This window comes from Herbihabitans rhizosphaerae (assembly GCF_004216555.1).
GTDB classification, from domain to species: Bacteria; Actinomycetota; Actinomycetes; order Mycobacteriales; family Pseudonocardiaceae; genus Herbihabitans; species Herbihabitans rhizosphaerae.
On record NZ_SGWQ01000013.1, the window covers coordinates 54,489 to 66,955 of the forward strand.

11 protein-coding genes, 1 tRNA gene and 1 other RNA gene are annotated in these 12,467 nt (G+C 65.0%); 4 read left to right on the forward strand and 9 right to left on the reverse strand.

The genetic code is table 11. From position 1 onward, the window contains the following. Positions 1-43: 43 nt before the first annotated feature. Positions 44-2,140 (forward strand): UvrD-helicase domain-containing protein, encoded by a 2,097-nt coding sequence (locus EV193_RS28490; RefSeq protein WP_130348025.1) that lies wholly within the window; start codon positions 44-46, stop codon positions 2,138-2,140. Here the strand turns inward: EV193_RS28490 and EV193_RS28495 are convergent. Beyond that, positions 2,137-4,443: a GmrSD restriction endonuclease domain-containing protein gene (locus EV193_RS28495; protein ID WP_130348026.1), complete on the reverse strand. Its 2,307-nt coding sequence runs from the start codon at positions 4,441-4,443 to the stop codon at positions 2,137-2,139. The two genes, EV193_RS28490 and EV193_RS28495, sit on opposite strands and share 4 nt — an antisense overlap. A 167-nt stretch (positions 4,444-4,610) precedes the next feature. On the opposite strand from EV193_RS28495, the gene EV193_RS28500 reads away from it, so the two are divergent. Beyond that, on the forward strand, positions 4,611-4,946 hold the full coding sequence (locus EV193_RS28500) for a hypothetical protein (RefSeq protein WP_242613740.1): 336 nt from the start codon (positions 4,611-4,613) through the stop codon (positions 4,944-4,946). A gap of 11 nt (positions 4,947-4,957) precedes the next feature. Further along, entirely contained in the window at positions 4,958-6,124 is a 1,167-nt protein-coding gene (locus tag EV193_RS28505) for a hypothetical protein (RefSeq protein WP_130348027.1), read from the forward strand. A 179-nt stretch (positions 6,125-6,303) separates the two neighbouring features. Here EV193_RS28505 and ssrA read toward each other — a convergent pair. Then, positions 6,304-6,676, reverse strand: a transfer-messenger RNA (tmRNA) gene (gene ssrA / locus EV193_RS28510). Between the two features lie 124 nt (positions 6,677-6,800). On the opposite strand from ssrA, the gene EV193_RS28515 reads away from it, so the two are divergent. Next, complete coding sequence (locus tag EV193_RS28515; protein ID WP_130348028.1) at positions 6,801-7,502, forward strand: sensor domain-containing protein; 702 nt, start codon at positions 6,801-6,803, stop codon at positions 7,500-7,502. Here EV193_RS28515 and smpB read toward each other — a convergent pair. From smpB to EV193_RS28550, 7 genes are all read right to left on the reverse strand, one after another. Next, positions 7,499-7,975 carry an SsrA-binding protein SmpB gene (smpB, locus tag EV193_RS28520; protein WP_130348029.1) on the reverse strand — a complete coding sequence of 159 codons (477 nt, stop codon included), beginning with the start codon at positions 7,973-7,975 and terminating at the stop codon, positions 7,499-7,501. The genes EV193_RS28515 and smpB overlap by 4 nt on opposite strands. 46 nt (positions 7,976-8,021) lie before the next feature. Further along, positions 8,022-8,933: a permease-like cell division protein FtsX gene (ftsX, locus tag EV193_RS28525; protein ID WP_130348030.1), complete on the reverse strand. Its 912-nt coding sequence runs from the start codon at positions 8,931-8,933 to the stop codon at positions 8,022-8,024. Positions 8,934-8,975: 42 nt separating this feature from the next. Further along, positions 8,976-9,665 carry a cell division ATP-binding protein FtsE gene (gene ftsE / locus EV193_RS28530; protein ID WP_130348031.1) on the reverse strand — a complete coding sequence of 230 codons (690 nt, stop codon included), beginning with the start codon at positions 9,663-9,665 and terminating at the stop codon, positions 8,976-8,978. Between the two features lie 70 nt (positions 9,666-9,735). After that, positions 9,736-10,839 (reverse strand): peptide chain release factor 2, encoded by a 1,104-nt coding sequence (prfB, locus tag EV193_RS28535; protein ID WP_130348032.1) that lies wholly within the window; start codon positions 10,837-10,839, stop codon positions 9,736-9,738. 81 nt (positions 10,840-10,920) lie between these two features. Beyond that, positions 10,921-11,421 carry a PadR family transcriptional regulator gene (locus EV193_RS28540; RefSeq protein WP_130348033.1) on the reverse strand — a complete coding sequence of 167 codons (501 nt, stop codon included), beginning with the start codon at positions 11,419-11,421 and terminating at the stop codon, positions 10,921-10,923. A gap of 308 nt (positions 11,422-11,729) precedes the next feature. After that, positions 11,730-11,803, reverse strand: a tRNA-Met gene (locus EV193_RS28545). 30 nt (positions 11,804-11,833) lie between these two features. Next, positions 11,834-12,400 (reverse strand): TIGR03086 family metal-binding protein, encoded by a 567-nt coding sequence (locus tag EV193_RS28550; protein WP_130348034.1) that lies wholly within the window; start codon positions 12,398-12,400, stop codon positions 11,834-11,836. Between the last annotated feature and the right edge of the window lie 67 nt (positions 12,401-12,467).

The following is a 12,467-nucleotide window of genomic DNA, read 5'->3' on the forward strand; positions in this document are numbered from 1 at the left end:
TACGGCCCGCGCGAAAGCGGGCACCGACTGGAGGGGGGACTGGGTGCCACGGCTGAGTATCGACGTGGGCTTCCTGGCGAGTTACACCAAGTTGCAGCCAGCCGTGCGCAAGGCGGTCGACCGGACATTCGCCAAGTTCACCGAGCACACCCATGCCGGGCTGCACCTGGAAAAGCTGAACAACGCCAGGGATCCGCGAATCCGCACGATTCGCATCGACCAGGCGTGGCGCGGTGTCGTACTGGCCCCGGAGTCGGGCGACGAGTATGTGCTCATGGCGGTCATGCACCACGATGACGCCAACGCGTTCGCGACGAGCCGGCGTTTCTCGGTCAACCAGGCGATCGGTGTGCTGGAGGATCGCAACCAGCAAGCCCTCGACGACATCGAGCCAGCTCTGCGCACTGCGGCGAACGCCACAGAGGAGCGGCTGTTCGCGGCATTTCGGGACAAGGAACTCACGAAACTCGGTGTGGACGCCGATGTGCTGCCACTCGTTCGTCTGCTGACCTCGGACACGCATCTGGAAGCCCTGGCCAACCTACTGCCAGATCGCCAATACGACGCGCTCATCGGGCTGTCGTCCGGCATGACCGTCGAAGAGACCTGGCAGGAACTGTGCGCCCACATCGCCGAGGAGCCGCCGGAGCACATCGACACCACCGACCTCACGGCGGCGATCGAGCGCACCTCCGACCGGTTCGCGCCGATCTCCGGCCCGGAGGAACTCGCCGACATCCTGAAGCACCCGTTCGACGTATGGCGGCGGTTCCTGCACCCGCACCAGCGAGCCATCGCCTACCGGCCGTCGTTCAGCGGGCCGGCGCTGGTCACCGGAGGTGCGGGAACCGGCAAGACGGTCACCGCGATCCACCGTGCCGCGTTCCTGGCCAAGCGGCTGCCGCCCGGCGACGGCCAGGACATCCTGCTCACCACGTACACCAACAACCTCGCCGACTCGTTGGCCGATCAAGTCGGGTTGCTCCTCGACGGACCCGGTCTGGACCGAATCCATTCAACGACCGTCAACAAGCTGGCTGTTCGGATTGTCACCGATGCCGAAGGCACCACGCCGGACATCATCAACAGGGGCGCTGAGGACCAGCTATGGAAGTCGGCATCGGAATGGATCGGCCTGGCCTTCTCCCCTGCCTTCCTAAAACGTGAATGGGAGCAGGTGATCCTCGCTCAAGACTTGCCTCATCGCTTGGCCTACCTGGCATGCAGCCGCCGTGGCCGGGTGCGGCCAATCTCGCAGAATCAGAAGGAGACCGTGTGGGCTGCCATGACGTATGCACTCGACAAGTTGCGTGGATCAGGACGACGAACGCATCTGCAGGTCGTCGCCGAAGCTGCTCGAATCCTCGCTGAGCGACCAGCGCGTCCCTACCAGCACGTTCTCGTCGACGAGGGGCAGGATCTACACCCCGTACAATGGCGACTTCTCCGCAACGCAGTGCCGAGTAGACCCGACGACTTGTTCATCGTCAGTGACCCGAACCAGAGAATCTACAACAACTACGTGTCACTGGCTCGTATTGGTATCGAGGTACGCGGGCGCAGTAACCGTCTTTCACTCAGTTATCGAACAACTCACGAGATCCTGAGCCGGTCGATTCGGATACTCGACGGAGATATCCCCGTGGGCCTGGACGACGAGCCGGATGCGTTGAACGGATATCGCGCCCAAAGGCATGGCGCTCGCCCCACCGTCCGCGGGTTCACCTCATGGACCGACGAACTCGTTGGCCTCACCGACCAGGTTCGAGTATGGCTCGATCGGGGCATCGAGCCGCATGCGATCGGTGTCGCTGCCCGCACCAACGCGACAGTTGACCAGGCCATACTGGCCCTTGACCACGCCGACATCCCCTGCGCCACAAAGCGTGCCGCCGATCGAATTCGAGTCGGCACCATGCACGGGATGAAGGGACTGGAGTTCCGCACGGTGGCACTCGTCGGCCTCGACGATCGTGCCGTGCCGCTGCCCGCAGCGGTCACCGACGCCGCCGAAGACATCGCCGCGCACGCACAGGACACCTTCCGCGAACGGTCTCTGCTGTTCGTCGCGTGCACGAGAGCGCGGGACGAGCTCTACCTGTCACACTCGGCCAACCCGAGCCCGTTCTTGGGTACCTAATGTGGCCAGCGCGTGGCGACGTAGTCAGGAACCTCGGAGATATTCAGCGCTGGGCTGGTGTTATTGGCGCGCACGTAGAAGGCCTTATCCGTGGCGTCCTTGCCCGTGCTCGCGTAGACGGGCTTCGTTGACGGCGCGACATCAATGATGATCACCCATTTTCCGTCGACCTGCTCCGTGCGTGCCCGCGTGTGCGAAAAGATCGGCCCGGACCCGCAGGCGCTGGCGAGCCCATTGGTGATCGCGTTGAGATAACCGTCGATGTCCATGCCGCTGCGCTGGAAATCCGCCTCGAGGCCGAGGATGTGATTGTCACGATCGGTGATGCCGATGCCGAGCGTGCCACCGTCGGTGTTCAGGAACGCGGCGACCGTCTTGATCACCGCGTTGCTCGGGTATTTGTCCTTTCCAAATCGCTCACCGTATCCGACCGCCGTCTGCTTGAACTCGACCTCGAACGACTCGATGCCCGCCACCAGTTCAGCGACCGTCGGACCGGACCACCGGTCGGGCTGAACGGCGCCCGGGATGGCGGCGACCCCGGTGCGCAGCTTGTCGAACGCGGCCCTGATGACCTTCGCTATGTTCTTGCGGCGAAGGGCCAGGAACTCGTTGTACTCGAGCTGCTCCCACCCCTCCGGAAGCGCGTGCAGAAAGCGAACTCGCTCGTGATCCTCCCCCGGCACGTGCCGCTCCCAGAGAGTCGCCAAGTACTCAAGCGACGACTCGTTGTTCGGCCGGAACCCATGCCTGTCGAAAATCGCGTAGTTGGCCATCTGATTGAGCTGGCCGACCCCAGTGACGCCGACCGACTCCAGGTACTTGCGGGGAAACAACCGCCAACGATCCATCGCACCTAGATCGGGGCTCACAGAGGGGTCAAGCAAGTCGCCGATGCGGACGTCGGAGAAGAGCACGTTCGCATCGAGCAGAATCAGCGCCGCATGATAGGAAAAAAGGCTGGGTGAGTATCCCGCCGACGTCGCCAACAAGTCCGGCAGCGCGACTTTCCAGAAGTCGTTGGTCAACTGCGTGTCGATGACCCGATCAAGCTCCTCCACGAACTCCTCGGCGTTTGTGGTCTGAATAACGCGTCGCAAGTCCTGTTCCATCTTGGTTTCCGCCGCACCGCCAGTGTACCGGCCAGTGATCACGCACATGAAGAACCATCGAGCAATGACCAGCCTCAACGTGCTGCGTTCAATGCCGTAGTCCCGCCACCCGATGAGGAACATGACATAGCAGTACAAGACATTGAACCGTGATGTGATCATCGATCCGCTGCGATACCCGGCCTGCCGAAGCGCGCCGAGAAACTCGTGCCAATTATCGAGATCCAGCGCCTCCTTCTGCGCGTCTCGCAGAAGTTCGAACTGCCGCGTCCTGACCTCCTCGGACATACGACCGGTGTCGATCTCCTTGCCGCGCAACACGGGATAGACCGCTTGTAGCCGAGCGCGCCGCAAGCCCAGCCCCACCGTAGCTCGAAGCAACTCGTCAGGGCTCGGCGTCAAGAAGTGGTTGAACGGGCTCTTCGCTCCTTGAGCGGGGAACCGCGCGGCGCGACAGAAGCCCTCCAGCTCGCGGCGACCGGCGTCCCAGTAGACCGACATCAGCGTGAGGATGAAGTCCGCCTGCTTGAGCTCGACCCCCTCCGAGTTGATGCGCACGAAGATGTCCGCGACTTCTCGCTCGGTCGCCGCCGCCGAGAGCTCGAGCGCGGTAAACGGATAGTCACGCAGGTCGTAGAGCCGATCGATCGCCTCGACGATCTCGTCCTCTTCGTCGTGACTGACCTCGCGACCGGCACGTAGACGATCGATGAACTCCGTCTGAAAGCGGTGCCGCGACTTCGGGCCGGACCACAGCTCCGAGATGTTCTTGATGTACTCCGGATCCTTCTCGATGGCGGCATCCGGAACGGCGAACCGCTTGTCTCGCGGCCGAAACGCGATGGCCAGATGCGCCTGGCGATACTCATCGTCCACTACCGGACGGTTCTTGATGACCGAGTAGAGCGAGGTGAGCCGCTGCTGACCGTCCACGATCAATCGGCGAGCCACCTGCTGCTTCTCATTTGTACCGATCTGCTTCGTACCTTTCGGATTCGTCGGGTTCTCCCAAAACAGGAAGTATCCGACAGGAAAGCCGCGGTACATCGAGTCAAAAAGATCACGTACCTTGGTTCGGGACCACACGAAGGGACGCTGAATCTCGGGAAGCCCGATGTCGCCGTCCTCGATCTCAGCCAATAGTTTCGAGAGCTGATAGTTTACTTCGCGAAACAGCGCTTTCACCGTCACCCCAGTCGTCGTGCTCGTCGTTCGTGTACACAACCTCGTACATGTTGTCACAAGATCAGCTCCGTGCGTGACCGCACCTACGCCGTACCAAAGTGGAAGACTGCGGCGAACGGGATCGTCATGCGACGGCTACTGTCAGACCTTATGGAAAGAGGTGTTCGAGGTCCGTGGCTCGGTTGACCGGTCGGTGGCGGATCGTGGAAATGAGCGGGTGGGGCCACGACGCGGTCGACCTCGTCGAACCCGGTTTCATCGAGTTCGCCAAGGACGGGACCGGCCAGTTCGGTTTCATCGCCGTCCGCGGCTGGCTGGACTGCCGCACTGTCGAGCGGGACGGTCGAACCGGTGTCGAGTTCACCTGGGAGGGCCTCGACGAGGGTGACCAGGTCAGCGGACGTGGCTGGGCGATTCTCGCTGATGACGAGACGGTCGAGGGGCATCTGTTCTTCCACATGGGAGACGACTCGAGTTTCCGGGCAGAACCCTTCACCCCTACCGATTGAGTGGATGGGTAGTGAGCGAGTACCAGTACTACGAATTCCTGGCGATCGACCGGCCGTTGGACGATGACGAGCAGGCCGAGGTTCGGTCGCTGTCCACCCGAGCCAGGATCACCGCCACGAGTTTCGTGAACGAGTATCACTGGGGCGACTTCCGCGGTGATCCGAACCGGTTGATGGAGCGCTATTACGACGCACACCTGTATGTGGCCAACTGGGGCACTCACCGCGTGATGCTCCGCCTACCCTGTTGTCTGCTCGATCCCAACGTCGTCGAGGATTACGTCGTCGACGACCAGGCGAGTGCCTGGGTCACGGACGAGTTCATCGTGCTCGACGTCACCTGCGAAGACGAGGCCGGTGAGTTCGCCTTCGACGACGATGTCGAGGTGTTGCTGGCTGCGATCGTTGGAGTTCGTGCCGAACTCGCCGCCGGTGATCTCCGCCCGCTTTACCTCGCCTGGCTGGCCGCCTACGGCGCCTGGGAGCGCGACGAGGACGTCTTCGACCGCGAAGCCAACGACGATCTCGAACCACCCGTTCCACCCGGACTGGGCACGCTCACCACGGCACAGCGGGCGCTGGCCGACTTCCTCCGCGTCGACGACGACCTGCTCGCGACCGCGGCCCAGACTTCTCCACCACTCGAGCAGATCGCCGACGATCCCGGCGACCTCGCCGCGCAGGTGGCCGGCCTACCCCTCGTCGAGAAGGATCGGCTCCTGGCGCGGGTCGTCCAGGGTGAGGCCGCGCGAGTGCGGATGGAGTTGGTACACCGTTTCCGCAGCGACACCACCCCGACCATCCCCGCTCCAGCCCGCCGAACCGTGGCCGACCTGCTCGATGACGCGGCACGTCGACGCAATGATCGACATCGCCGCCTGATCGCCGAACGCGCCGAAGAAGAGGCACGCCAGGAGCAGGCACGCGCCCTGACCCGCGACCGACGACTCGATGAGTTGGCCGACGACGAGGACGCCGCGTGGTCACGGGTCGACACACTGATCGCGACCCGGAAACCGGCCGAGTACGACACCGCCGTCACGCTGCTTACAGATCTCCGAGCACTCGCCGAACGCGAGGCCCGCTATGACACATTCACCTTGCGCACCATGGAGATCCGTCAAACACACGCACGCAAACCCAGCCTCATCGAGCGCCTCACCCGGGCAGGCCTCTGAGCACGGGCGGGCCGGGAGTTCGCCCAACCTCCAACGTGCCCACGAACGCGCACGGCGCCGTTCATAGGCGCCAACGCTGGAAGATGCCCCGGTAGGAACCTGGGGGTCTGGGGGCTGGGCCCCAGAAATGACGACGGGCGACGTGGTCTGCGCGTTCCGCAGACACACGTCGCCCGAGACCGTGGAGGTGCCGGGAATCGAACCCGGGTCCTCTGTCGCATTGCCAGGACTTCTCCGTGCGCAGTTCACTGTGCCTCTACTCGGCCCCGCCGGTCACGTGAACAAGCCGGTGTGACGGGCCCAGCCGCTGTAAGTGTCCCGTCGCGAGTCCGCGGCCAACTCGCGACGGCAAGCCCCCTAGCTGATGCCGGCGACCGGGTCGGGGGCGACCCCGGGCCGACAGACTCGCGCTCGCCTCAGGCGGCGAGGGCGAAGTCGCGCTGACTATTAGTCTTGGCGCTTATTGGTTTGCGGCGACGCTTGAGGTGGCCATCCGCCTGCACCTGCACGCTTCCCCTGACTCAACGTCCAGAGTCGAAACCGTTCACCCCCTTCGTGGGTATCCCAGTAAGGATAACGTCTCGCGGCCGCGGGATCATTCCAGTTCCACCGGTGGGGCTAGCTCCACCGCCGAGACGGCGGGTATCCCCATGGATCTCCGGCACTCACCGAGAGGATGATCGAGGTCAGTCGCACGAACGGGGAGATCGTGATCATGGCCGATGTCGAATCGCGCACGTTGCAGCCGGGGCCCATCAGGGCGACGGGGTTCCTGTTGTCCAACATCGTGTTCGGGGTGATCGGCTTCGGGCTGGTCATGACGACGATCCCGTTCGGCCTGCTCACGCTGGTCTTCTGGGTCGGCATCCTGGTGCTGTGCACCGGCCTGTTGCTGCTGCGCGGCGCGGCTCAGGTGCACCGCACGTGGCTGCACACCTGGCTCGGCGTGTACATCGCGCGGCCGTACCGGGTGATGCCGACAGGTGCGGCCGCCCGGCTGCGCACGCTGCTCACCGACGGCGCGACCTGGAAGGACACGATCTACCTGCTGCTGATGTTCCCGATCGGCATGGCCGAGCTAATCGGCGTGAGCATGCTGTGGGGCATCGGGCTGGGCATGTCCACGATGCCGCTGTACTACGGCCTGTTCGACAAGGGCGACGAGCCGCAGATCTTCCACCCCGACTTCGTGGTGGACACCTTCGGCGAGGCGATGATCTGCTCGGCGGTGGGCCTGCTGATCCTCTGCATGGCGATCATCGTGGTGCCGGCCGTCGCGAAGGCACACGCCAAGTTCGCGGTGTGGATGCTCGGCCCGAGCCGCAAGATCATGAACGGCGACCGGGAGAGCACGCCGCGGGCCGCCGCACTCGTCTAGTCGATACCTTTCGCGGCACGTCCGGCGGCGCGCACCATCTCCCGCCGGGCGTCCCGCTTGGCCAGGTCCTGCCGCTTGTCGTAGGACTTCTTGCCCTTCGCGAGCGCGATCTCGACCTTGACCTTGCCGTCGGAGAAATACAGCGACAGCGGCACCAGCGACAGGCCGCTCTCCTTGGTCTTGCCGATCAGCCGCAGGATCTCCTGCTTGTGCAGCAACAGTTTCCGGTGCCGGCGCGGCTCGTGGTTGGTCCACGTGCCCTGGTCGTACTCCGGGATGTGCAGGTTGCGCAGCCACACCTCGCCGTCGTCCACGGTGGCGAACGCGTCGGCCATGGAGGCGCGGCCGGCGCGCAGGCTCTTCACCTCGGTGCCGACGAGCACGATCCCGGCCTCGTAGGTGTCCAGGATCGTGTAGTCGTGCCGCGCCTTGCGGTTCGACACGATCACCTTCTGTCCACGTTCCCTGGGCATGGCGACACCCTACGTGTTCGCCGGCGGTGGGTGCGACACGATTCCGCTAACGCCGGACATAGAGCCGCAGTGTCACGTATCCGGTGACCGCGGAGATCAATATCGCGGTCAGCACCAGCCACGGTGTCACCGCGACCACGTCCACGCCTCGGATCGGACTGATGATGTTCGGATCGATCAGCTTGCCGTTGCCGATCACTTCGTCGAAGAACCACGACTTGACGCCGACCAGCAGACCGATCGCGGCGATCGCGCCGATCACGCCGGCGACCACCGCCTCGAGCAGGAACGGGAGCTGGGTGTACCAGCGGGTCGCGCCCACCAGTCGCATGATGCCGACCTCGGTCCGTCTGGTGTACGCGGACACCTGGACGGTATTGGAGATCAACAACAGCGCGGCGATGGCCTGCACGATCGCGGCGACGAACGCCAGCGCCTGGATACCGCCGAGCGCGTCGAAGAACTTGTCGAGGAAGTCGCTCTGGTCGACCACCTTGTCCACACCGGGCTGGGTGGCGTAGGTCTGCGCGATCACCTCGGGCCGGTCCGGATTCTTCAGTTTGACCTGCAGTGACGCGGGCAGCGCCTCTGGTCTGGCGACCTGCACCAGCTCCGGCTGCCCCTCGAAGATCCGCCTGAACCGCTCGTAGGCCTGCTCACGGCTTTCGAACACCACCTCGTCGATGACGTCGGTGTTGCTCTCCAGCTCGGCCTTGAGGCGCTTGCACGGGTCCTGCGTGCAGGTCTTGTCCTTATCCCCGACGTCGTTGGTGAGGAAGATGTGCACCTGGAGCTTGTCCTGGTACAGCTCCTGGGTGTTGTCGATCATGCGGACCACGAGCATGCCGCTGCCGAGCAGGGTGAGCGAGATCGCGGTCGTGATGATCATCGCGATGGTCATCGTGACGTTCCGGCGCAGGCCGGTGACGACCTCGCTGAACACGAAACTTGCGCGCATCGGTGCGGTTGTCCTCGGGGATCGGGGGCGGGGGCGGGTTGGTCAGCGGCCGACGCCGTAGACGCCGCGTGCGTCGTCGCGGATGACCTTGCCGAGGCTCAGCTCGACCACACGCCGCCGCATCGAGTCCACGATCGAATGGTCGTGGGTGGCCATCAGCACCGTGGTGCCCGTGCGGTTGATCCGCTCGAGCAGCAGCATGATGTCCTGGCTGGTGTCCGGGTCCAGGTTTCCGGTCGGCTCGTCGGCCAGCAGCATCAGCGGCCGGTTGACGAACGCGCGCGCGATCGCGACACGCTGCTGCTCGCCGCCGGACAGCTCGTTCGGCATCCGGTCGGCTTTTCCTTCCAGGCCAACGAGTTCGAGCACCTCGGGCACGACCTTCTTGATCGTGTGCTTCGGCTTGCCGATCACCTCGAGCGCGAACGCCACGTTCTCGGCGACCGTCTTGTTGGTCAGCAGGCGGAAGTCCTGGAACACGCAGCCGATGGACTGGCGCAGGCGGGGGACCCTGCGCCGGGCCATGCGGGCGACGTCGAAGTTGGCCACGTAGACCCGGCCCTTGGTGGGCACTTCCTCGCGCAGCAACAGGCGCAGGAAGGTCGACTTGCCCGAGCCCGACGGACCGATCAGGAAGACGAACTCGCCCTTGTCGATCTCGACGGAAACCTCGGCAAGCGCGGGACGCGCCGAGGTCTTGTAGTTCTTGGACACCTGCTCCAGCCGGATCACGAGGCGCGAGTCTACCTGTGTTCGTTACTGGACCGTTGCAACGCCCTGCGTCGGTGTTTCCGCAGGTAGATCAATTGGTCCGGCGCCAGCGGATGCCCGCCTCGATGAATCCGTCGATGTCGCCGTCGAGCACCGACGACGGGTTTCCGACCTCGTGCTCGGTGCGCAGGTCCTTGACCATCTGATACGGGTGCAGCACGTAGGAGCGCATCTGGTTGCCCCAGCTCGACCCGCCGTCGCCCTTGAGCTCGTCCATCCTGGCGCGCTCCTCCTCCTGCCGTTTGGCGAGGAGCCTGGCCTGCAGCACGCGCAGGGCGGCGGCACGGTTCTGGATCTGCGACTTCTCGTTCTGGCAGGAGACCACGATGCCGGTCGGGATGTGCGTGATCCGCACGGCGGAGTCGGTGGTGTTGACGCTCTGGCCGCCGGGCCCGGAGGAGCGGAACACGTCGACCCGCATGTCGTTCTCCGGAATGTCGATGTGGTCGGTCTGCTCGGTCACGGGCAGCACCTCGACGCCGGCGAAGGAGGTCTGCCGGCGGCCCTGGTTGTCGAACGGCGAGATCCGCACCAGCCGGTGGGTGCCCTGTTCGATGGACAGGGTGCCGTAGGCGTAGGGCGCGCCGACCTTGAAGGTGGCCGACTTGATGCCGGCCTCCTCGGCATAGGAGGTGTCGTAGACCTCGGTCGGGTAGCCGTGCCGCTCGGCCCAGCGCAGGTACATGCGCATGAGCATCTCGGCGAAGTCGGCGGCGTCGACCCCGCCGGCCTCGGAGCGGATGGTCACGAGTGCCTCGCGCTCGTCGTACTCGCCGGACAGCAGCGTGCGCACCTCGAGCTGGTCGATCTCCTTGTGCAGCTTGTCCCGCTCGGTGTCGGCCTCGGCGCGCGCGTCGGCGCTCTCGCCCTCGGCTTCCTCGGCAAGCTCGTAGAGCACCTCGAGGTCGTCGAGCCGCTGACGAAGATCTTCGACCTTGCGCAGCTCACCCTGCTTGTGCGAGAGCTGGCTGGTGACCTTCTGCGCGTTGTCCTGGTCGTCCCACAGGTCGGGCTTGGAGGCCTGCTCCTCCAGGTCGGCGACCTTCGCGCGCAGCGCCTCGAGGTCCATCACCGCCTCGACGCTGGCGAGGGTGTCGGAGAGGTTCTTGAGATCGGCCGCGACGTCGGGGTTCACAACGAAACAGGTTACGTCCTCGGGACACGCCCGTGTCGCACGGGCCTCAGCGTTGGCGTGGCCCGTGCGACGTGAGGGTATTCAGTCGGTCGGCAGCGAATCGAGCAGCTTGACCATGGCCTTGGCGCGCGCGGCGCCGAAGTCGGCGATGGCCTTGGCGTACGGGTCGTCGGCTGCCTTGGCGGCGTTCTTGGCGGCTTCCTGCTCCGCGTTGTACGTCTCCTTGGCGGAGGCGAACAGGGCGGCGCGCTGCTTGCCGGACAGCGTGCTCGCGTGCGCGATGCGGAGGATCAGCGGGCTGCGAAGGTGATCAGGGCCGGGCTCGGTGGTGAGCCAGGACTTGAAAGCCTTCTTGCCGGCGGCCGTCACCTGATACTGCTGGCTGGACCGCGGCCCCTGCTTGCCCAACCGCACCAGCCCGGCGTCGGCCAATGCCGGAAGCTCCCGGTAGACCTGGCTCCGCGTCACACTGAAGAACGCCCCGAACCTCTCCCGCGCGGCGGAAACGAGCTCCCCGCCCGTCTGCGGCCCATCGTGGAGCAATCCGAGCAGTGCTGCGGCAGTCGCGTTCAGTTCAGACACATTCCCCACCGTGCCACGACTCAGCGCGTCTGTCCACAGTGGCCACAAAACTGTCCACAATGGCCAGTCCCCCTACGCAAGAATCCCCTTACCCCCCAACCCATTCGGCCCACTCATCCCCCACACAGACCAATCCCCCATTCCCCACCGCAACCATCCACAGTGGACTGTCCACCCGACCGTCCACAAGCGACAGAGGCCTCCAACGCACCCCGATAGGAACCTGGGGGTTTGGGGGCTGGGCCCCCAAAATAATGCGAAAGAGGCCCTCATCTGCGCTTTCCGCAGATAAGGGCCTCTCGACTCTGTAGCGGGGACAGGATTTGAACCTGCGACCTCTGGGTTATGAGCCCAGCGAGCTACCGAACTGCTCCACCCCGCGGTGACAGAGCAAAGACTACTGGAGTGGTGATCAGCTGTTCGCGGCGGGTCGTCCTAGTTTGGCGAGCAGTGCGGTGAACGGGCTCGCACCTGCGGAAACGGGGACGGCGGGGTCGAACATGCCGTCCATGCCCGCGCCGCTGTCCGCGTTGAACTCGGCGACCGCGGCGATCACATCGGCGTCCGGTTCGTAGCCGATCTCGGCGCCGGTGGCGATGTCCCAGCCGTGCACCAGCGCCTCCTGCATGCTGATCGTCGCGATCACCAGGCCGGGCGTCGGGCCGAACGGGAAGGCGAACTCGGTGGTGAGCACGCCGGGCCGACCGAACGCGGCGAGGCACCGGGCGGCGGCGGTGTCGAAGGCGCCGGCCGGGTCGTCGCCGAGGTGATCGCGCTCCTCCGCGTCGAAGTCGACCTCCTGCCCCTCGGCGACCCTGGCGAACACGTCCAGCGCGCTCACGAGGTGGTTGGCCACGTCGGCGACGGTCCACCCGTCGCAGGGGCTGGGTGCGGCGAGCGCGCCGAGCGGGGCGATGGCGAGCACCTTGGCGGTGCCGGCGTAGGCGCGTTCGAGCAGGTCGACGGTGGACGTGGTCATGGCTGGCTCCTCGAGTTCCGGGTACCGGTCACCCCACCGACGAACGGCGTCCGCGCGAACAGACACA

Bases quoted from the DNA above. Each gene is read 5' to 3' on its own strand.
- EV193_RS28515 (WP_130348028.1), top strand. From the start codon at position 6,801: ATGATCGAGGTCAGTCGCACGAACGGGGAGATCGTGATCATGGCCGAT.
- smpB (WP_130348029.1), bottom strand. From the start codon at position 7,975: ATGCCCAGGGAACGTGGACAGAAGGTGATCGTGTCGAACCGCAAGGCG.
- ftsX (WP_130348030.1), bottom strand. From the start codon at position 8,933: ATGCGCGCAAGTTTCGTGTTCAGCGAGGTCGTCACCGGCCTGCGCCGG.
- EV193_RS28550 (WP_130348034.1), bottom strand. From the start codon at position 12,400: ATGACCACGTCCACCGTCGACCTGCTCGAACGCGCCTACGCCGGCACC.